We start from the raw sequence: 19,488 nt of genomic DNA, 5'->3' as shown, positions 1-19,488 counted from the left end.
CGAGTTCGGCGTGCGGCCGGCGCCACCCCCACCGGGGTGGCGCCGGCCGCACGGCGTTTGTGGGGATAAAGACGTTCCAACTGAGGACGCTCGTGGTCACCATCGTTTCGGCGGGCGAGGAGATCACGGACACGGCAGGCTGGGCAGGCAACGTCCTGCCCCCCAGAACGGAGATGACACCGTCATGAAGGTCGCGGTGACCGGCTCGAACGGCCTGATCGGCTCGGCCCTGGTGGAACGCCTCACCGCCCGGGGCGACGAAGTGGTCCGGCTGGTGCGCCGGGCCCCCTCGGCGCCGGACGAGATCCGCTGGGACCCGGCCGGCGGCAGCGTGGACCTGGAGGGGCTGGCGGGCATCGATGCGGCCGTGCACCTGGCCGGTGCCGGGGTGGGCGACCGCAGGTGGTCGGAGGCCTACAAGCGCGAGATCCGCGACTCCCGGGCCCTGGGCACCCGCACCCTGGTGCGAGCGCTGACAGCCCTCGAGACACCGCCGAAGGTCCTGGTCAGCGGTTCGGCGATCGGGTACTACGGTGAGCGCGGCGACCAGATCCTGACCGAGCAGTCGGGCCCGGGCGACACCTTCCTGACCAGCGTGGTCCAGGCTTGGGAGGGCGAGGCGGGGCCGGCCGCCGAGGCCGGGATCCGGGTCGTGCACCCGCGGACGGGCCTGGTCATGGCGCAGCAGGGCGGCGCTTTCCAGCCCCTGCGCCTGCTGGCCAAGCTGGGTCTGGCCGGGCCGGTGGGGAGCGGGCGCCAGTGGTGGAGCTGGGTGACCCTGCCCGACACCCTGGCGATCCTGGAGCTGATGCTGGACAGCGAGCTCAGCGGACCGGTGAACGTGGTCGGCCCGGAGCCCGCCCGCAACATCGACGTGATGAAGGCCCTGGCCTCCGCCGCCCACCGCCCCGCCCTGGTTCCGGCGCCCGCCTTCGCCGTGCGCGCGGCAGTCGGTGAGTTCGCCGGGGAGATCCTGGCGAGCCAGCGCGTGGACCCGGGCAAGCTCCGCGCGGCAGGATTCCGCTGGGAACACGACACCCTGGCGAAGGCCGCGGCCTGGGCGACCAACCGCTGACCGTCTCGGCGCGGAAAGCACAGTCGGCGAAGCGCTTTCTGCGCTGTTGAGAAGGTCACTCGGCCGAGCCGACGCACAACGCTCACCGGCTCTTCGTGGAGGCCGGTAAACCGACCAACATCAGCGCCACTGCACAACCAGCACGGGCCAGCACGGCCAGCACGGCGGTGGGGTCAGCACGGCCGTGGGGGCCAGCCCGGCTGGCAGAGCGGTGGGCGGTGGGCGGTGGGCGGTGGGCCCTCCACCGGGCGGTTCGTAACAGGACAGCGCCCGGTCGGAGACCCGAAGCGGGCCCATCCCAGCTCCTTGGGCTGATGTCCACCAGCCTCATCACGTTGGGGCCCGGATGTCGCGAACCCGCCACCGCCCCGCTCCTTCGCCTGGCTCAGCGACGGCCCGAAGCGTGAAGATCATGACCGCCGGCTCAGTGGCCGGCACTCCGGCTGCATAGTCACCACCGATACGGGCCTGCCGGTGGGCCGCGGTACTGACCCGGGCCGATACCTCCGCAGTGCGCCCCTTGCTCTGCAGCACCCGGACCCGGTCGATGCGGAAAGCCACGTCTTCCAGCCGGTATCCCGTGGCCTGGAGACGCTTCAGGAGTGCCCGGTCGGCCCGGTCGGCGGGTGAGCCCGTCTCGTTGGCGAGGGCGAGCTGCCGGGCCGAGACCATCTCGAAAGCCTGGGCCCGGGCTTTGCCGATGCCTGCGAGGGCCTGCGCGAGCTCCACCCGCAAGGCAACCTTCCCAGCCCGCTTCTTCTCTGCCCCAGCACCGTCGGCCTTGGTCTGACCATCGTCCCCGCCAACCCTGGCCTTCTCGGCAACCGGGTCTCGATCGGCCGCCCTTGCAGCCACCTCTGCCGAACCACCACCCGGGCTCGGTGAACGCAAGAGACGCCACCCCACACCCACGGTCACGGCCCCCACCAGCCCGATAGCGACGAGAAGCACCAGCAATCGCGAGGCCGGAACGGTACGCCGCCTCGGATCCCGCGTCTGGGCAACCGCCGCGTTCTGGACATCACCGCCGTTCAACGAGCCACTCCAGGAGCCGGTCGACGACACCGGAGCAGTTTGCGTAACTCGTTTCGTGGTCTGCATTTCCAGCGACGACAGACGGGAATCGCCGGACCCACCAGGCCCTCGCTCCAGGCGGATCGGGACCGGCCGGGCCGCCCGCCAGGCCAGATCCGCGAACTCGGCCAGATCGGGCCGGTCTTCCACATCGGCCGACAGACTCCGGACCAGCAGGGTCTGCAGCTCGTGCCGCTGCCCCTCGACCTCCGACTGCCCCTCGACCTCTCGCTGCCTCCCGACATCCGGCTGCGCTCCAACCCCCAACTGCCCTTCGACCCCCAACTGCCTTCCGACCTCCGACTGCCTTCCGACCCCCGGCTGCCCTTCGACCTCCGACTGCGTCGGCGCACGACCGGTGAGTGCGAACCAGCAGCAGGCGGCCAGCGCCCACAGGTCCGCGGCCTGCAGCACCTCGGCCGGCACAGGAGGGGCCTGGGCTGCCGTGATCAGTCGGGGATCGGTGAAACCGGGAGTGCTCCAGGCCTCCTCGTGCCGCTCACCGAGGACGCGGGCGACGCCGAGGTCACCCAGTTGTGGACATCCGTCGGCCGCGAAAAGCAGGTTGCCCGGAGAGACGTCGCCGTGGGTAAGACCGCTCATATGCAGATGCTCCAGGGCGGACACGATGGGGATGGCCATCGTCACCACCTCTTGCGGTGTGAGCGGGCCGCGCGCAGCCACTAGGGCGGCCAGACTGCCACCCGCCGCGAGATCCAGGACTAGAGCGAGATTCTCGTCGGGTAGGGCGACGACCCGGCGCAACCGCACGATGTGCGGATGCTCGATCCGGCTGAGCAGCGCCGTCTCCCGATCGGCCCGCTCGCCCACCCCGCCTTCCGAAGCACCACCGTCATAGGGGTTCTCGTCGGGGCCCGGCTCGCAGCGGCGGCCGATCTTCAGGGCCACCTCGTCGCCGGTGATCAGGTCTTCGGCCCGCCAGACCTCGCCGTGGGCGCCGAATCCCAGCAACTCGTACAGCCGGAAGCCCGGCACCTCGGGCGGTGCCGCGGGCGGTCCGGGGAACGGGGTGAGGTCCATGTCCCAACTGTGCCGCGAAGTACCGACAAGCCGTTCTGGTTATCCACAGGCCGGGTTGTCCACAGATCCGGGTCGTCGCTCTTGCCTCACCCGCCGAACCTGACATGCTTTCGAACGGAAGGGCGTCAGAGTTCGACCGCACCGGAGGCAGCCGTGACCGAGCAGGGCCCACCCCAGAGCACGGCTCCCCGTGAGCTCCCCCGGGCGGCCGACGTCGTCGTGGTGGGCGCGGGCCTGGCCGGTCTCGCCTGCGCCCGGCAGCTCGCCCGGCGCGGCATCGACGTGGTGGTTCTCGAGGCTGCGGATGCTCCGGGCGGGCGGGTGCGCAGCGACACGGTGGGCGGTTTCGTCTGCGACCGCGGGTTCCAGTTGCTCAATCCGGCCTACCCGGAGGTCCGGCGGGTGCTCGACGTGGGCGCGCTGCGGCTGCAGCCCTTCCCGGCCGCCGTCGTTGTAGCGGGCGCCCAGGGCCGTCAGGTCCTTGCCGATCCGCGCCGGTCTCCCGGCCTGCTGCCGCTCACCGCCCGCAGCCTGCTGCGGGAGGCCAGCGGATCATGGCGCGAACAGGCCGCTTTCGCCCGGTGGGCGCTGCACGCAGCCCGGGAGAAGCCGGAAGGCATTCTGTCCGAGTCAGATCTGCCCTGGGGTGAGGCGCTCACCCGGCGCGGGGTCGACGGCGCCCTCAGGCAGCGCGTGATCGAGCCGTTCCTGGCCGGGGTTCTCGGAGAAGACGAGGGCGTCAGTTCTCACCAGTTCGTGCAGTTCCTGGTTCGTTCCTTCGTGCGGGGTACGCCTTCGGTGCCGTGGCGGGGGATGCGGGCCGTTCCCGAGCAGCTGGCCGCCAGCTTGCCGGGCATCCACTACGGCGTGCGGGTGGAGTCGGCCGAGCCGGGCCGCGTGCGTTCCGATGCCGGCGAGATCCAGGCCCGCGCGGTGGTGGTGGCCACCGACCCCAAGGGCGCCTCTGCCCTGCTCGGGCTGCCTCCGGTGCAGACCCGGGGGCTGACCACCTACTGGCACGCGAGCCCCGAGCCTCCTACCCGCTCAGGTGCTCTCCACGTGGACGGAGACCGGCGGGGGCCGGTGATCAACACCGTCGTGATCAGCAACCGGGCCCCCAGTTACAGCCCGGACGAGCGAGCCCTGATCGCCACCACCGTGCTGGGCGGCAGCCCCGACCTGGCCACCGAGCGTGCCGTCACGGCCCAGCTCGCCCTGATCTACGAGCAGCCCACGCACTGGTTCGAACTGGTCCGACGCGACGCCATCCCCGACGCCCTCACCGCCATGCCCGCCCCGCTCGAGATCCGCAAGCCGGTGTCGCTGGGCGAGGGCATGTTCGTCGCCGGCGACCACCGGGACACCGCCTCCACCCAGGGCGCCCTCGTCTCCGGCCGCCGCACCGCCGACGCTGTCCTGGCCGAACTGGGTCTGCCCGCCGTGCCCCGGGAACCCATCTCGGCACGGTAGGAGTCGGCCGCAGGCTGGACAACAGGTTGCGATCAGAAGCCGTCAGGTAGCGCCCCTGCCCCGGTCGGGCGCGAGACAGCAGTTGCGCCTTGGCCAGGCACGAGACGACAGCTGCGCCCTCGGCCGGGCCGAACTGCGACGCTGCCCGCGAGCGTGACGTTGACCGAGGTCCCGGCAAGAGACGGGAGCGAGAGCCGACCAGCACAACGTCGGCCTGGCTCCGACTCCAGCCCGGCCCCAACTCAGCCGACGAGGCACGGAAATGCCGCCGGCGTCGAGGCGATGGTCTGGGACCTCGTTTCTGACGTCGGCCCGGCTCTGACTCCGGTCTCGCCGCTCACCTTCGGGCCGTGGGCAGCGCGACCAACCGGGCGGCCAACGCGTCCCACTCGTCTAGCTCGGCCTCGGGGTCTCACCCGTGAGCTGGGCAGCGACCGCCAGCCCGTACCCCCACCGTGCGCCCCATCCCCTGCCCCAAGGCCAGGAAGCCTGAGCTACTCCACCACCATCCGGCGGACCAGGCCGTCCCTGAACGAGTAGCGGTGCCGGACCTCGCGCCGGTCCACCAGCACCTCACCGCCCAGGCCACGCACCTCCTGCTCGACCACGGCCACGATCTCGTCCTCGTCGCTGCCGGGCTCGAAGTCCGTGGGCACCACCTGCGGGTCGGTGATGGCGAACTGGCCGAACCAGTACTCCCGGATCTCGTCCTTGCTCCTCAGCACGGACTGGTTCGGCACGTCGGGCCACTCCACGTCGTCCGTCATCATCGACAGCAGCCCATCGACGTCCCGGCCGTTGAACCGGCGGTACGCGTCGATCAGCAGCGCCTTGCGCGCGTCCATGGTCAACAAGCCTAGAGGGTGTTCTCCGTCTCCTCCCCGACACGTGTGGGACCGCAGACCGCACCTGCGGGTGCCCGCGCTCACAGGCCACGCGCCCGCTGCCCACCCGCATCCGGCGTACGCTCCCAGGCATGGGTTCGCTGCGGATCGAGCATCTGGGATTCGGCGCCGACGCCGTCGAGTACACGGCCGGCTGGGCACGCCAGCGGGAGGTCCACGCCGAGGTGGTGGCGGGCGCTCCGGACACCGTGCTCCTGCTGGAGCACCAGCCCGTCTACACGGCCGGCAAGCGCACCGAACCGCAGGAGCGGCCGGTGGACGGCACGCCGGTGGTCGACGTGGACCGTGGCGGCAAGATCACCTGGCACGGGCCCGGGCAGCTGGTCGGCTACCCGATCGTGCTGCTGGCCAAGCCGGTCGACGTGGTCGCCTACGTCCGCCGGCTGGAGCAGATGCTGATCGACGTGTGTGCGCAGATCGGCATCGAGGGCACCCGGGTGGACGGCCGTAGCGGGGTCTGGATCCCGGCGGGCGGTGGGCGGCCCGAGCGCAAGGTCGCGGCCATCGGGATCCGGGTGGCGCAGGGCATCACCATGCACGGCTTCTCCCTGACCTGCGACTCCGACCTCGGCGCGTTCGGCCAGATCATCCCCTGCGGGATCGCCGACGCCGGGGTCACCACCCTCAGCGCCGAAGCCGGGCGCACCGTGTCCGTCCAGGAGATCCTGCCGCTGGTCGAGGCCGCCCTGCCGGAGTACGACCTGCCCGGCCACCATCACAAGCGCCGGCGTCCGGCGCCGAAGCAAGTGGCAACGGCGCAGCCCCGGCCGATCGAAACGGTCAGCGGCGCGATCCAGGACCTGGCGCGCGAACTCAGCCGCACCAACTAGCAGCAGCAGGGCTCCTGGATGTCACCTCATCCGCTCGCTATCATCGGCATGTGGCGATACCAACCGGGCTGACCAATGCCGAGCGCAGGCGCACCGCCGAGGCGAGCACGGCACCCGAGGGCGAGGAGAACGTGGCTGCGGCCGCCATCCTCTTCCGCACCCTCGGCGATCCCACCCGGTTGCTGATCCTGCGCCATCTGGCCCGGGGTGAGCACCGGGTGGTCGATCTGATGTCCCACCTCGGTCTGGCCCAGTCCACGGTCTCCGGCCATCTGGCCTGCCTGCGCGACTGCGGCCTGGTGCGGTCGCGAGCGCAGGGGCGCGCGTCGCTGTACTCCCTCGCCCGGCCGGAACTGCTCGACCTGTTCCACGCCACCGAGTCCTTCCTCGAGGCCACCGGCGAGCGGGTCGTGCTGCACCACACCGGGCACGACCACGGCCTGCCGCACGAGCACGAGAGCCCGCGCCCCCTCACCCACCGCCGCGCCCAGCGTCCCGGCCTGGAACTCACCCACCCGGCCGGCGACACGCACCAGACCAGGGAGCCCCAGGCATGAGCACGCGCCCCCACACCGGGCACGCGCACGAGCACACCGGGCACGACCACGGTGGGCACCCGCAGTCGTCTCCCAAGCGCCCGACCTGCGCCCCCACCGAACCCGGCGACCAGGCCGACCCGACCGACCAGACCACCTCGTCCGCTGATCTGCAGGCCCCCTGCGCCCCCTTCACCTCCCGCCGCACCACCCAGAAAGACCACGGGCACGGCCACTCCCACGACCTGCCCCAGGGCCCGGGCGCCCGCCGAAGGCTGGCGATCGTGCTGGCCATCACCCTCACCGTGCTCGTGGTGGAGGTGGTCGGCGCCGCCGTCACCGGCAGCCTCGCCCTGCTCGCCGACGCCGGTCACATGTTCACCGACGCGGCCGGTCTCACCCTGAGCCTGGTCGTCGCGATCCTCGCCGACCGCCCGCCCACCGCCCGCCTGACCTGGGGCTGGAAACGCGCCGAGGTGCTCTCCGCCGCCCTCCAGGCCACCGCCCTGCTCGCGATCGGGCTCTACATCCTGGCCGAGGGCGTGCACCGGCTCGTCGACCCGCCCGAGGTGGCCGGCCCGGGCATGATCCTGTTCGGCGCCATCGGCCTGGCCGCCAACGCCGTGGGCATCTGGATCCTCACCCGCGACGGCGGCCACAGCGAGAACATGAACACCCGCGCCGCCTTCCTCGAGGTGGTCAACGACGCGCTCGGCTCGGTCGCCGTGCTGGTCGCGGCCGCCACGATCTGGCTCACCGGCTGGCACCGCGCCGACGCCGTGGCCTCGATCCTGATCGGCGCCCTGATCCTGCCCCGCTGCTGGCTGCTGCTGCGCCAGGCCGTCACCGTCCTGCTCGAGGCCACCCCCGGCACCGTCGACCTGGAAGAGGTGCGCACCCACATCCTGGCCGTCCCGCACGTGGTGGGCCTGCACGACCTGCACGCCTCCACCGTCGCCACCGGTCTGCCCGTCCTGTCCGCGCACGTCGTGGTCGAGGACGGCTGCTTCCTCGACGGCCACCTCACCGTCATGCTCGACCAGCTCCAGGGCTGCCTGGCCGGGCACTTCGACGTCGAGCACTCCACCTTCCAGTTCGAGGCCGCCGGCCACGCCGACCACGAGCACCCCACCCACGCCTGATCCAAGAACTGAAGGGCCGCACGTGATAGCGCCCACGTCCACCCCCTTCCGGAATGAGTCACCCCCACCCGGACGCTTAGAGTGGGCAGGGCGACGGCGGCCGACCGCCGCCGCGGAACCAGGCCGGCGAACCCGCCGGTGCTGCCGACCCGGGCGTGATCCCGGGCCCGGAGAGATCCGGGACCAGCGTGCGGACAGGGAGCACAGGTGACGATCGCACCGGAGGGCAGGCGGTTGCTGCGGGTCGAGGCCCGTAACGCCGAGACGCCGATCGAGCGGAAGCCCTCGTGGATCCGTACCACCGCGAAGATGGGCCCGGAGTACACCTCCCTCACCGGCCTGGTGAAGAAGGAGGGCCTGCACACGGTCTGCCAGGAGGCGGGCTGTCCCAACATCTTCGAGTGCTGGGAAGACCGTGAGGCCACCTTCCTGATCGGCGGCGACCAGTGCAGCCGCCGCTGCGACTTCTGCCAGATCCACTCCGGCAAGCCGCAGCCGCTGGACCGCGACGAGCCCCGCCGGGTCGCCGAGAGCGTGGCCACCATGGGCCTGCGCTACGCCACCGTCACCGGCGTCGCCCGCGACGACCTGGAGGACGAGGGCGCCTGGCTCTACGCCGAGACGATCCGGGCCATCCACCAGGCCTCGCCCGACACCGGCGTCGAGATCCTCACCCCCGACTTCTCCGGGCACCCCGAGCTGCTGCAGCAGGTCTTCGACGCGCAGCCGCAGGTCTTCGCCCACAACCTGGAGACGGTCCCGCGGATCTTCCGGCGCATCCGGCCGGCCTTCAACTACGAGCGCTCGCTCGACGTGCTGCGCCTCGCCCGCAGCAAGGGCCAGGTCACCAAGTCGAACCTGATCCTGGGTATGGGCGAGACCCGCGAGGAGATCTCGCAGGCGCTGGCCGACCTGAACGAGTACGGCTGCGACCTGATCACCATCACCCAGTATCTGCGGCCCTCCCCGCTGCACCACCCGGTCGAGCGCTGGGTCAAGCCGGAGGAGTTCGTGGAGCTGAAGGAGGAGGCCGAGGAGCTCGGCTTCGCCGGCGTGATGTCCGGTCCGCTGGTGCGCTCCTCCTACCGGGCCGGCCGGCTCTGGGCCCAGGCCAAGGCCAAGCGCGGCGAGGAACTGCCGGCCAACATGGCCCACCTCGCCGTGGAGACCAGCGCGCGGCAGGAGGCCACGAGCCTGCTGAGCCGCCCGTCACACTGAGACTCGGCTGGGAAGTATCCTTCGCTCATGGCTCGCAACACTCCCTCACAACCCGTCGACCCGGAAAAGATGGGCCGCTTCGCCCAGTTCCGCGCGGTGTTCAGCATGCTGCGCAAGGCCGACCCGATGGCGGTCGTCTGGATGGTCGTCGCGCTGGTCGGTTCCACCGCGGCCGGCGTCGGTATCGGCCTGGCCGTCGATCACCCGATCTACGTGGGCATTCTCGGCTTCATGGTCGGCCTGCTGATCGCGATCATCATCATGGGCCGGCGGGCCGAGCGAGCCGCCTACACCCAGATCGGTGACCGCAAGGGCGTGGTCGGCTACGCCCTGAAGGGTCTGCGCCGCGGCTGGAACGTCGAGGAGCAGCCGGTCGCCGTCGACCCGCGCACCCAGGACCTGCTGTTCCGCGCGGTGGGCCGTCCGGGTGTCGTCCTGGTCAGCGAGGGTCCGCTGCCCCGGGTGGCCAAGCTCGCCGAGAACGAGCGCAAGCGCACCGCCCGGCTGATGCCCGACGTGCCGGTGCTGGTGGTGCACGCCGGTGACGGGCCCGACCAGGTCCCGGTGCAGAAGCTGGTGCGTCACCTGATGCGCAAGCGCCCGGCGATCACCAAGCAGGAGGTCTCCGAGGTGAGCAAGCGTCTGCGCGCGCTGGGCAACGCCCGCCTGCCGATCCCCAAGGGTGTCGACCCGATGCGGATGCGTCCCGACCGTCGCGCCACCAAGGGTCGCTGACCCCAAGAGCCAAACCACAAATGGTGGACGTTCGTGGGCACCGAGACCACGGACGTCCACCATTTGGTTTGTACCCCGGCTTCGACAGCGGCCGACCGTTCACCGCAAAGCCATGAGCAAGCGGATCAGGTGCGGACCACCACGGAGCCGGAGAGCAGATCGTGCAGCCCCCGGCGATCGGCGTCCCAGCCCATCGTGATCGGGGGCACGACCAGAATCATCAGAACGGCACGGATCAGGCTGCGGTAGAGCCCGATCGGGCCCCCCACGGAGACCCGCTCGACGCGCAGGCCCAGCACCCGCTGGCCGATCGTGTAGCCCGTCGTACCGGCCAGCAGCAGGTTCTCCACGAAGAGCACACCCAGCGGGATGAGCGCCCCGGCCGTACCCGGATCCATCTGCTCGGGGAAGAAGCTCCGGGCGATGACCAGGCAGATCACCCAGTCGATGAGCAGGCTGAAGAAGCGCCGGCCGGGCCGGGCCAGCGACCCCCGCCCGGTCTCGGGGAACCCGAGCCGCTCCCCCGGGTACCCGGAGACACCCGTTACCGACTCCGGCCCCTGGAGCCACGACCCAACATCACGCCTGTTCACCACACCGTAGAGACTACGGCCCCACCCGACCGGCCCCCCGGCGGAGGCGACCGCTGGGCGCTGCGGGCCCACCGACGTCCACCGACGTCCACCGACGTCCACCGGTAATTGGCCGCACTTACCACGCCGGTAGCCGCACAGTAAAAGTGAGAAACCTGCCATCGCCGCGCAATTGTTTCCGGCTTGTCACACAGCCATTTCCTGTCGATGACAACCCTACGGATCCAGCAGGGAAAGTGACCGACAGAGCCCCATTTCGAAGCATTACGCAGCTCGGGCGATCATGCTCCGACCGGTGAACACAACGCACTGCCCGCGGGGTAGGGTCAGCCCCAGTAGCCCCGCGATCAGCGCCGATCGTGGAGTTGGAGACGACGGCGGTCCCGCCCGGAATCATCGGTAAACGTCTGGAACACTCGCGCCCGGACGTTGACCGGCGGTATAAGGCAGTGCACCACCGGCGGTTCCCGCCCGGAATACCCGCGACCGTTCCCGACCGTGGAGGTTGGATGTTCAACAACGCCGAAGAGGTGACCAAGTACATCGCGGAGAACGACGTCAAGTTCGTCGACGTCCGGTTCTGCGACGTTCCCGGTGTGATGCAGCACTTCAACGTGCCGGCGTCCACCGTGAACGAGGACTTCTTCACCGAGGGCCAGATGTTCGACGGAAGCTCGATCCGCGGCTTCCAGGCGATCAACGAGTCCGACATGAAGCTCATCCCGGACCTGACGACGGCCTACATCGACCCGTTCCGCGTTGAGAAGACGCTCAACGTGAACATGGACATCGTCGACCCGTACACGAACGAGCCGTACAGCCGCGACCCGCGTCAGATCGCGAAGAAGGCCGAGGCGTACCTCCAGTCGACCGGGATCGCCGACACCGCGTTCTTCGCCCCCGAGGCCGAGTTCTACATCTTCGACGACGTCCGCTTCATCACGAAGCCGAACACGTCGTTCTACGAGATCGACTCGATCGAGGCCGCCTGGAACACCGCGCGCGCCGAGGACGGCGGCAACCTGGGGCACAAGACCCCGTACAAGGGTGGCTACTTCCCGGTCCCGCCGGTCGACCACTACTCCGACCTGCGTGACCAGATGGTCCTGGCCCTGGACGCCCTCGGCCTCGAGGTCGAGCGCAGCCACCACGAGGTCGGCACCGCCGGTCAGGCCGAGATCAACTACCGCTTCGACAGCCTGGCCAAGTCCGCGGACAAGGTCATGCTGTTCAAGTACGTGATCAAGAACGTGGCGCACGCCGCGGGCAAGACGGTCACGTTCATGCCGAAGCCGATCTTCGGTGACAACGGCTCGGGCATGCACTGCCACCAGTCGCTGTGGAAGGACGGCGAGCCGCTGTTCTACGACGAGAGCGGCTACGGCGGCCTCTCGGACATCGCGCGCTGGTACATCGGCGGTCTGCTGCACCACGCCCCGTCGCTGCTGGCCTTCACCAACCCGACGGTGAACTCGTTCCACCGTCTGGTGCCGGGCTTCGAGGCGCCGGTCAACCTGGTCTACTCGGCCCGTAACCGCTCCGCCTGCGTGCGGATCCCGGTCACCGGCTCGAACCCGAAGGCCAAGCGCGTCGAGTTCCGCGTGCCGGACCCGTCGAGCAACCCGTACCTGGCGTTCTCGGCGATGCTGATGGCCGGCATCGACGGCATCAAGAACCGGATCGAGCCGCCGGCCCCGGTCGACAAGGACCTCTACGAGCTGCCGCCGGAGGAGCACGCGGGCATCGCGCAGCTGCCGGCCTCGCTCGACGAGGCGCTGAACAACCTCGAGAAGGACCACGCGTACCTGGTCGAGGGCGGCGTCTTCACCGAGGACCTGATCGAGACCTGGATCCAGTTCAAGCGCTCGGCCGAGATCGACCCGATCCGGCTGCGCCCGCACCCGCACGAGTTCGAGCTGTACTACGACGTCTGATCGTCGGACCAGCGGCCGCCGCTCTCGCGAAAGCGAGGGCGGCGGTCGTGCTTTGCGGAACACCTAACGGGTGCGACTGATGGCCGCCCTCAGGTCCGCATAGGTGACGCCCTTGCCGGAGGTCAGCGTCCGATCGTCCAGCCAGGCGAGCCCCTCGTAGCCGTGAGCGAGGGCCTGGTGCCGGACCACCCGGTCGAGGTCCGCGAGCGACTGCCCACCGGTGTTCTCCCCCCACAGCCGCCCCGATCGTCCGTGCTTTCGGGCCGCTACCAGCAACGCCCACCAGGGAGCCCCGTTGCCGTCGTGCACCAGCGAATAGCCCGCCTGGGCGCGGAAGTGGTCGGAATCGATCCAGGTGGTGTACGGCCGGACGCCCTCGTCGGGATAGGCCGCGATGGTGGCGTCCCAGTCCAGGCCGGACCCGAGGTTGACCTGGTAGTTGTACGCCTGCCGGGGGGACGTCGGGGTCTGACTGACCGGCCGGATGCCGGCGCCCGGGTGCATCATGTAGACCGGTCCGCTGAAGTGCTCGCGGAACCGGCTGACCAGCCACGTCATCCAGTTGATCAGCGACTGCACGTACCAGGTGGCGAAGGCCTCGTCGCGGTCCGTCCAACCGGCGGCGCCCCCGGTCTGGCGGTTTGCGGGGGTAGGCACATGCCCCGGCACTGGGCAGGGACTCATCTGTGGGGCCAACTCCTGCTTGCCCTGGGCAGCCGCCGAATAGGCCCAGAACTGAGGACGATTGTGCGATGACGGGTACTGGAGCTCACCTTTGGTGAGCCCGCCGGTCTTCACCCGCTCGATCTTCGACCAGTCGAGCCGGCCGAAGAGCTGGTCGAGGAAGTCGGTCACGTAGCCCCGGCCGGGTGCCGACCAGATCCAGTCCCGGATGTTGTCGCCGGACTCCTGGGTGGGCGACCACTGCGTTCCGTACTGGTCTTTCAGCTTCGGCAGGTGGTCGGTCACGAACGGCGGCGGGTACTGCAGACAGACCTCCAGACAGACCTTGAGCCCGGCTGCCCGGACCGCTTCGACCTCGCGCAGCACCGGTTCGGCGTCCACCTCGCCGCCCGCGGCGTTCTGCAACTGGTCCCAGAAAGCCCGGACGTGGCCATGAGTCGCACCGGCCCGCTTCGCCCGGGCCTTGGCGCCCTCCCGCTCGGTGGCCAGGACCATCCAGGCCGGGCCGAAGTGCTCCGGGGCGGCAGTGGGCATCACCGTTTCCGGCCGGACACCGTGCGCAAGGCCTGTCCCACCCGCTCCGACCAGCAGGCCGGCTGCAGTCCCGGTCGCACCGATCAGCAGATCTCTGCGGGTCAGCGGACCCGCCACCGAAGGACTGCCGGTCCAGCCGGGCTTCGGACGTGTCATCGCCCGCTCCTCTCCGAGGGCACCGTGAGTCTATCCAGCCCCTCAGGCCGCAGCCCGGGGCAGATACACGTATTCCTCCAGATGCGGAACGGTTTCGGTACCGAAGAGCGCGGTGACCTGGGTGCCGTACCAGCTGATCAGCTCAGTCTTGACCCCCCGATCCACCTCGTGCACCACGCGTTCGGTGTTCGTGGGGGCCTCCCCGGGGGCACCCGCCCGCAGGACGTACGGCTGGTCGGCGTACCAGCCGATGCTGCGATGGCGGGACAGCCGGGCCCCGAGTTCGTGGGTGAACACGTGGTCGACGTGACCGCCCAGGCCGAGCGGGGCCAGGACAAGGTCGCCCTTCCCGCTGGCCAGCAGGATCCGCTTCTCCAGCGCGTCCAGAAGGGGCCGGTCGTGCGGGGAGACCCGGCCGGCGTCGATGTGGCGGCGGAAAGTCGGGTAGACACAGCTCAGTTCAGGCACCAGGCGGCTGGCGATGCGCAGGAGGCGGGACTTCTCGCGCTGCCGGAACAGGGCGTCGGCCAGGCCCAGATGCACACCGGTCACCCCGATCGAGCGCAGGGCCACGCGGTCCTCGGCGCGCCGCTGCTCGAAGAGCAGTGAGGCGGAACGAGCATTGCACTGCCGCAGAAAGGCTCTTGCGGAGAGTGAGACCCGACCCGCCGTGGAAGAAGTGAACAGAGTCATTACTGTGACCGGTTGGGAAATCGCCGCCCGGGCTATCAGAGAGCCGCAGGAAAGCGCCGCGTCATCCAAGTGCGGGGAAAGGACGATGATGGAGTCGTGATCCTGCAGAGAATCCGATCCGGTCATGTCGGCTTCCTTTCTCGACATTTAGCCATTGTCCATCAGACGCAGAATGCCACCCGCCAGTGGCAACTCGGTCGGTCAATTCTGAGGGCCGGCTGAGAACGGTGATCAAAACCGCAGGCCACGATCGCCTACTGAGGAGTTTCGCAGGTCATCGGGTCAGAAGCGGGCGAAACGGGCTCGGTCCGCAGGCTGCACCCTCAGGGAAATCGATCCGAATCAGGACAGCCTTAAGCTAGTTTAAAGACCTTTTGTCAGGACGGAACAGGTCGACGCCCCCTCGGTCTCGTGGACGACTGCACCGACGGCGAAGCCGACATTACCAGGCGGTTTGCCACCTACGGGTGTCATTGAATAACGGAAAGTCGCTCCGCCGGCTGATAAAACCATCCCTGCCTGCCGGCGACGACGAGGTTCGCCGGGCAGCGCAATTCTGGTTCGCGTATTGGTCAGTCACGCCCCCTGATGACTTCGTGGAGCTTCGCATGCCTGGTTTCACCCCACCACCGGTGCCTGTCGACCTGGTCATTCCCGTACTGAACGAGGAACTCCGGATCGGCCGGACCCTCACGGCGCTGGCCGCCCACGTCGCCGCCGGAGGACTTCCGGTCCGCCTGATCGTGGTCGACAACGGCAGCGTCGACGCCACCGTGTCCGTCGTCGAAAGGCACTGCCGGGGAATGGACATCGAGGTGATCAGCTGCCGCCAGCGGGGCAAGGGCGCCGCGGTCCGGGCCGGCGTGCTGCATTCGCGGGCGCCCCGGGTGGGCTTCTGCGACGCCGACCTGTCCACCCCACTGAGCACTTTTGCCACGGCACTGAGCCTGCTGGACGACGGGTACCAGGCGGTGATCGCCTCGCGCCGGGTGGCCGGGGCGAGCTACCAGGTGCGGCAGCCGATCGTGCGCCGGGCCGGCAGCCAGGCCTTCAGCCTGGTCGCCGGGTCACTGGTCGGGCCGATCCGGGACACCCAGTGCGGTTTCAAGCTCTTCGACGGGGAACTGGCCCGCCCGGTGTTCGCCGACCTGCAGCTGCACGGCTTCGCCTTCGACGTGGAACTGCTCGCCCGTCTGCGGCGCCGCGGTGTGGAGGTGGCCGAGGTGGCGGTGGCCTGGACCGACGACGCCGACTCCACGTTCAGCCCGGTCCGCGACGGCTACGAGGCCTTTCGCGACCTGCGGCAGATCAGGCGGGCCCTGAGGCATGTCTGAGGCACCCGGCCCGACCCACATCGTCGTCACCAACTGGCGCGACCTGAGACATCCCCAGGCCGGGGGCGCCGAACTGGTCTGCCAGGAGTTCGCCGCCCGGGCCGCGGCCTCGGGCCACCGGGTGACCCTGTTGTCCGCGAAAGTGCCGGGCCGACCGCGGCGGGAGGTGATCGACGGCTACACCGTCCGTCGCGCGGGGGGTCGCTTCACCGTCTACCTACATGCCCTGGTCTGGCTGTTCCTGCACCGGCGCGCGGTGGACGCGGTGCTGGACTCGCAGAACGGCATCCCGTTCTTCACTCCCCTGGCAGTCAGCCGTCGCACCCCGGTGATCCTCCTGCTGCACCACATCCACCAGCAGCAGTTCGGCCAGTACTTCCCGGCCCCGGTAGCGGCGGTGGGCCGCTTCCTGGAGTCCCGAGGGTGCCGGTTCGTGTACGGGCGCCGCTCGATCGTGGCAGTCTCGCCGTCCACCCGACAGGGTGCCCGGCGTGAGCTGAAGCTGAGAGGCGAGGTCCGGATCGTGCCTCCCGGCTGGCGGGTCACCCGGCCGGTCACCGACAAGACGACCAGCCCTTCCATCGTCTGTGTCGGCCGTCTGGTCCCGCACAAACGCACGCGGCTGCTGATCGAGGCGCTGCCCAAGATCCTGGTCGAGCATCCGGACACCCAGGTCCACGTGGTCGGCGTCGGGCCGGAGCACGCCCGGCTGGCCGCGCTCGCGGCCGAGCACCAGGTGATGCACGCGGTCACCTTCCACCAGCAGGCCGGCGACGCCGAGCGGGACGCTCTGGTGGCCGCCTCCTGGCTGGCGGTGAGCTGCTCCGCCGGTGAGGGCTGGGGCATCTCGGTGATCGAGGCGAACGCGCTGGGCACCCCGGTACTCGCCTTCGACCGGCCGGGCCTGCGCGACTCGATCAAGGACGGCGAGACCGGCTGGCTGATCCCGGAGGGCAGCGACCTGGGCGCGGCGCTGGCCGAGAAGCTCGATCTGCTCGGCCCCCGGCGGCGCTCCACGACGCTGGCTCAGGTGACCGTGCGCTGGGCCGACCAGTTCACCTGGGAGCGGATGACCGCGAAGCTCCTCACCGTGATCCAGCTGGAGCACCGGCGGCTGGGCCTGACCCGCCCGGAACGCCGGCACCTCAGCGATGTGGCCACGGTGGTCCGGATCCCGGCCGCCGACCTGCCCGTGGGCTGGACACCGGACCGACTGCGCCGCGGTGACTCGGTCAGCCACACCGACCGGGAACTCACCCTGCTGCTCGCCGGGGTCGACATCCCCGGTGCCCAGCAGGTCCTCAACCGCGTCGGGCTCACCCGGGGGGAACCGGTGCTGAGAGTCGCCCGGGGCAGCGACCATCTCTTGCCGTTCGGCCCGTGACCAGCCGCCCGAAGACAGCGACCTACCAGAGCCCAGGAGCCGGGATGCAAGCGACCGTACTGGCCGCGGCGGAGCACCGTGCCCCGTCCGAGGCCGGGGAGCGTCCCCGGCGGGACGCGCTGTGGTGCGCAGGCCTGTTCGTCGTGGCCCTCGGGCTGCGGCTGTTCCACATCGTGCCGGCCTACAACCTGTTCATCGACGAGGTCACCTACGCGGAGATCGCCCGCAACATCGCCGACGGGCGCGGGGTCACCCACCACGGCCAGACATTCGCTCTGCACCCCCCTTTCGTGCTGGGCACTTACGGCCTGGTGATCCGGGGGTTCGGGCTGGACGGCGACCTGGCCACGCTGGCGTTCGCGCTGCGGCCGGTGGCGGCGGTGTTCGGGGCCGGAACGGTGGCCCTCACCTATCTGATCGGCCGCCGGGCCGGCTTCGGCACCGCCTTCGGCGTGGCCGGGGCCGCGCTGGTGGCCCTCGACCCGTTCCAGATCCGCTACGACAGCCAGGTGATGCTGGAGGCCCAGACCCAGTTCTTGGTGGCCCTCACCATCCTGCTCGTGATGGGGCTACGGCCGGCCGGAACGCCCCCGTGGCTGCTGGTCGTGACCGGGCTCAGCGCGGGGGCGGTGTTCTGCAGCAAGGAGACCTTCGGTCTGGTGCTCGGCGTGGCGTTGATCCTGATCGGCCTCTCCGGCCGGCTCGGACGGCGGAAGGAGCTGGCCGCCGTCGTCGGGATCGGGCTCGGCGTATACCTGACCAACGTCGGGCTGACCATCGGCCTGGGCGGGCTGGACGCCTGGCTGCAGGCCCGGGGCAACGGCCTGACCCGACTGATCGGGACGAACCAGGAGACCGGTTTCAACTCCGACGCGGTGAAGGTGTCGCTGGTGTCCCGGCTGACCGCCAACTTCGACCGGCTGGCGGTGACCTACGCGGTGCTGCTGCTCGGTGGTCTGTGTTGTCTCCTGCTCCTGTACCGGCTGCGTCGGCCGCAGAGCCTGCCCCGGCCGCTGACCGCGCTCGTGGCCTGGGCCCTGGCCGCCTGCGGATACCTGGTCTACGCGACCGCCTTCGGGTCGATCGAGGAGCAGATGTACTACATCCCGCTGGTGCCGTGCGTCCTCTGCTTGGTCGCCGTCCTGGCCCAGGCCCGGGGCACCCGGACCGCTTGGGCCGGGATCGCGCTCTTCGTGGTGCTGAACAGCCTGGTGTGGGCGCGGGTCCACACCACCGACAGCAACATCTACCGCCAGTTCTTCACCTGGGCCAGGACCGGTGTGCCGCAGGGCAGCCGGGTGGCGCTGACCGAGGACTCGGCCCAGTTCGTGCTCAGCGGAATGGATCTGGGCCAATGGCACACCGCTCAGGCTCTGCAGAGCAACCACGTCGACTACGTACTGATCAACCCCCGGCTCGTGGAACACGGCTACGGACTGGGTGATCCCGCCTTCCTGGAGCATCTGAGAAGCACCGGCAGACCGGTCTTCAGCGCCTTCTCGTCAACGGACGGCAGCCTGATCCTGTTCGATGTCCGCCCGAGGGGCGAGGAACGATGACGGCAGTCGCGGCGAGCCCGAAGCAGGAACTCGTCGTCGGCGCAGGCTGGCTGACCGTGAGCACCCTGACGGTGGGCGGCCTGAACTACGGCTATGCCCTCGCTCTCACGCATCTGCTGCCCGCCGACCGCTACGCCCAGTTCGCGGCCGCCCAGGCCCTGCTGCTGACTGCCGGAACGGTCGCCTCGGCATCCATCCCCTGGGTACTGGCCCAGCAACTGGCCCGGAACCCGGACCCGGCCGACCGGGCGGCCCTGACCCGGATGGCTCTGCTCGGCAACTGCATTCAGGGCCTGCTCGCAGCCGCCGTGATCCTTGCTGTGGCCCAGTCGTTCGCCGATCCGCAGACCTCCTTCACCCTGGCGGTGTGCGTCTTCCTGATCTTCGTCAGTTCCACCACCCCGGGCTGGCTGCAGGGGCAGCAGCGGTTCGGCGCCCTGGCCGCGGTCAAGGTGGTCGAGGTGCTGGTGAAGTGCGCCGCCGGTCTCGTCCTGGCCCTGGCCACCGCGACCGCCGCCGCTCCGCTCGGCGCGTTCGGGGCGGGCGCGGCGGTCGTGCTGCTGTTCGGTCTCGGCTGGTTCCGGCGCGAGT

Annotated in this window: 17 protein-coding genes; 12 read left to right on the top strand and 5 right to left on the bottom strand. The window is 70.0% G+C overall.

The features are described 5' to 3' along the window. The first annotated feature begins 184 nt into the window (after positions 1-184). Positions 185-1,075: a TIGR01777 family oxidoreductase gene (locus tag LWF15_RS22460; protein ID WP_232812872.1), complete on the top strand. Its 891-nt coding sequence runs from the start codon at positions 185-187 to the stop codon at positions 1,073-1,075. Positions 1,076-1,405: 330 nt separating this feature from the next. Here the strand turns inward: LWF15_RS22460 and LWF15_RS22455 are convergent, their stop codons facing one another. Beyond that, positions 1,406-3,190 (bottom strand): serine/threonine-protein kinase, encoded by a 1,785-nt coding sequence (locus LWF15_RS22455; RefSeq protein WP_232812871.1) that lies wholly within the window; start codon positions 3,188-3,190, stop codon positions 1,406-1,408. Between the two features lie 153 nt (positions 3,191-3,343). Here LWF15_RS22455 and LWF15_RS22450 point away from each other — a divergent pair, with 153 nt between their 5' ends. Next, on the top strand, positions 3,344-4,660 hold the full coding sequence (locus LWF15_RS22450) for an NAD(P)/FAD-dependent oxidoreductase (protein WP_285625171.1): 1,317 nt from the start codon (positions 3,344-3,346) through the stop codon (positions 4,658-4,660). Positions 4,661-5,154: 494 nt separating this feature from the next. Here LWF15_RS22450 and LWF15_RS22445 read toward each other — a convergent pair whose 3' ends face one another. Then, entirely contained in the window at positions 5,155-5,505 is a 351-nt protein-coding gene (locus LWF15_RS22445; protein ID WP_232812869.1) for a nuclear transport factor 2 family protein, read from the bottom strand. A gap of 131 nt (positions 5,506-5,636) precedes the next feature. On the opposite strand from LWF15_RS22445, the gene lipB reads away from it, so the two are divergent. From lipB to LWF15_RS22420, 5 genes are all read left to right on the top strand, one after another. Continuing rightward, on the top strand, positions 5,637-6,395 hold the full coding sequence (gene lipB / locus LWF15_RS22440) for a lipoyl(octanoyl) transferase LipB (protein ID WP_232812868.1): 759 nt from the start codon (positions 5,637-5,639) through the stop codon (positions 6,393-6,395). Positions 6,396-6,463: 68 nt separating this feature from the next. Continuing rightward, on the top strand, positions 6,464-6,952 hold the full coding sequence (locus LWF15_RS22435) for an ArsR/SmtB family transcription factor (protein ID WP_269810668.1): 489 nt from the start codon (positions 6,464-6,466) through the stop codon (positions 6,950-6,952). After that, positions 6,949-8,073, top strand: coding sequence for a cation diffusion facilitator family transporter (locus tag LWF15_RS22430; protein ID WP_232812866.1), 1,125 nt, complete (start codon positions 6,949-6,951; stop codon positions 8,071-8,073). Before LWF15_RS22435 ends, LWF15_RS22430 begins: the two co-directional genes overlap by 4 nt. A 207-nt stretch (positions 8,074-8,280) precedes the next feature. Next, on the top strand, positions 8,281-9,291 hold the full coding sequence (lipA, locus tag LWF15_RS22425; RefSeq protein ID WP_232812865.1) for a lipoyl synthase: 1,011 nt from the start codon (positions 8,281-8,283) through the stop codon (positions 9,289-9,291). 27 nt (positions 9,292-9,318) lie between these two features. Further along, positions 9,319-10,026: a DUF4191 domain-containing protein gene (locus LWF15_RS22420; RefSeq protein ID WP_232812864.1), complete on the top strand. Its 708-nt coding sequence runs from the start codon at positions 9,319-9,321 to the stop codon at positions 10,024-10,026. A gap of 125 nt (positions 10,027-10,151) precedes the next feature. Here LWF15_RS22420 and LWF15_RS22415 read toward each other — a convergent pair whose 3' ends face one another. After that, positions 10,152-10,622, bottom strand: coding sequence for an RDD family protein (locus tag LWF15_RS22415; protein ID WP_232812863.1), 471 nt, complete (start codon positions 10,620-10,622; stop codon positions 10,152-10,154). A gap of 506 nt (positions 10,623-11,128) precedes the next feature. Between LWF15_RS22415 and glnA the strand changes: the two genes are divergently transcribed. After that, positions 11,129-12,553, top strand: coding sequence for a type I glutamate--ammonia ligase (glnA, locus tag LWF15_RS22410; RefSeq protein ID WP_232812862.1), 1,425 nt, complete (start codon positions 11,129-11,131; stop codon positions 12,551-12,553). 63 nt (positions 12,554-12,616) lie between these two features. Here glnA and LWF15_RS22405 read toward each other — a convergent pair whose 3' ends face one another. Next, positions 12,617-13,927: a hypothetical protein gene (locus tag LWF15_RS22405; RefSeq protein ID WP_232812861.1), complete on the bottom strand. Its 1,311-nt coding sequence runs from the start codon at positions 13,925-13,927 to the stop codon at positions 12,617-12,619. A gap of 42 nt (positions 13,928-13,969) precedes the next feature. Further along, a complete protein-coding gene (locus LWF15_RS22400) occupies positions 13,970-14,746 on the bottom strand; it encodes a PIG-L deacetylase family protein (RefSeq protein WP_232812860.1) in 777 nt (258 codons plus the stop codon). A gap of 482 nt (positions 14,747-15,228) precedes the next feature. On the opposite strand from LWF15_RS22400, the gene LWF15_RS22395 reads away from it, so the two are divergent. The 4 genes from LWF15_RS22395 to LWF15_RS22380 all read left to right on the top strand — a co-directional run. Further along, the gene (locus LWF15_RS22395) at positions 15,229-15,954 is read left to right on the top strand and encodes a glycosyltransferase (protein ID WP_232812859.1); all 726 of its coding nucleotides are present in this window, start codon (positions 15,229-15,231) and stop codon (positions 15,952-15,954) included. Beyond that, positions 15,947-17,338 carry a glycosyltransferase family 4 protein gene (locus LWF15_RS22390; RefSeq protein ID WP_232812858.1) on the top strand — a complete coding sequence of 464 codons (1,392 nt, stop codon included), beginning with the start codon at positions 15,947-15,949 and terminating at the stop codon, positions 17,336-17,338. Before LWF15_RS22395 ends, LWF15_RS22390 begins: the two co-directional genes overlap by 8 nt. Positions 17,339-17,382: 44 nt before the next feature. Next, complete coding sequence (locus LWF15_RS22385; protein ID WP_232812857.1) at positions 17,383-18,897, top strand: ArnT family glycosyltransferase; 1,515 nt, start codon at positions 17,383-17,385, stop codon at positions 18,895-18,897. Then, a partial coding sequence (locus LWF15_RS22380) for an oligosaccharide flippase family protein (RefSeq protein WP_232812856.1) occupies positions 18,894-19,488 on the top strand: 595 nt, incomplete at its 3' end. The genes LWF15_RS22385 and LWF15_RS22380, both read left to right, overlap by 4 nt.

Source organism: Kineosporia rhizophila, assembly GCF_021277265.1.
GTDB classification, from domain to species: Bacteria; Actinomycetota; Actinomycetes; order Actinomycetales; family Kineosporiaceae; genus Kineosporia; species Kineosporia rhizophila.
This window is presented reverse-complemented; position numbering and strand designations above follow the sequence as displayed.

Excerpts from the sequence above, each read along its gene's own strand:
- LWF15_RS22460 (WP_232812872.1), top strand. The coding sequence starts at position 185 with ATGAAGGTCGCGGTGACCGGCTCGAACGGCCTGATCGGCTCGGCCCTG.
- LWF15_RS22455 (WP_232812871.1), bottom strand. The coding sequence starts at position 3,190 with ATGGACCTCACCCCGTTCCCCGGACCGCCCGCGGCACCGCCCGAGGTG.
- LWF15_RS22445 (WP_232812869.1), bottom strand. The coding sequence starts at position 5,505 with ATGGACGCGCGCAAGGCGCTGCTGATCGACGCGTACCGCCGGTTCAAC.
- lipB (WP_232812868.1), top strand. The coding sequence starts at position 5,637 with ATGGGTTCGCTGCGGATCGAGCATCTGGGATTCGGCGCCGACGCCGTC.
- LWF15_RS22430 (WP_232812866.1), top strand. The coding sequence starts at position 6,949 with ATGAGCACGCGCCCCCACACCGGGCACGCGCACGAGCACACCGGGCAC.
- LWF15_RS22420 (WP_232812864.1), top strand. The coding sequence starts at position 9,319 with ATGGCTCGCAACACTCCCTCACAACCCGTCGACCCGGAAAAGATGGGC.
- glnA (WP_232812862.1), top strand. The coding sequence starts at position 11,129 with ATGTTCAACAACGCCGAAGAGGTGACCAAGTACATCGCGGAGAACGAC.
- LWF15_RS22405 (WP_232812861.1), bottom strand. The coding sequence starts at position 13,927 with ATGACACGTCCGAAGCCCGGCTGGACCGGCAGTCCTTCGGTGGCGGGT.
- LWF15_RS22400 (WP_232812860.1), bottom strand. The coding sequence starts at position 14,746 with ATGACCGGATCGGATTCTCTGCAGGATCACGACTCCATCATCGTCCTT.
- LWF15_RS22395 (WP_232812859.1), top strand. The coding sequence starts at position 15,229 with ATGCCTGGTTTCACCCCACCACCGGTGCCTGTCGACCTGGTCATTCCC.
- LWF15_RS22390 (WP_232812858.1), top strand. The coding sequence starts at position 15,947 with ATGTCTGAGGCACCCGGCCCGACCCACATCGTCGTCACCAACTGGCGC.
- LWF15_RS22385 (WP_232812857.1), top strand. The coding sequence starts at position 17,383 with ATGCAAGCGACCGTACTGGCCGCGGCGGAGCACCGTGCCCCGTCCGAG.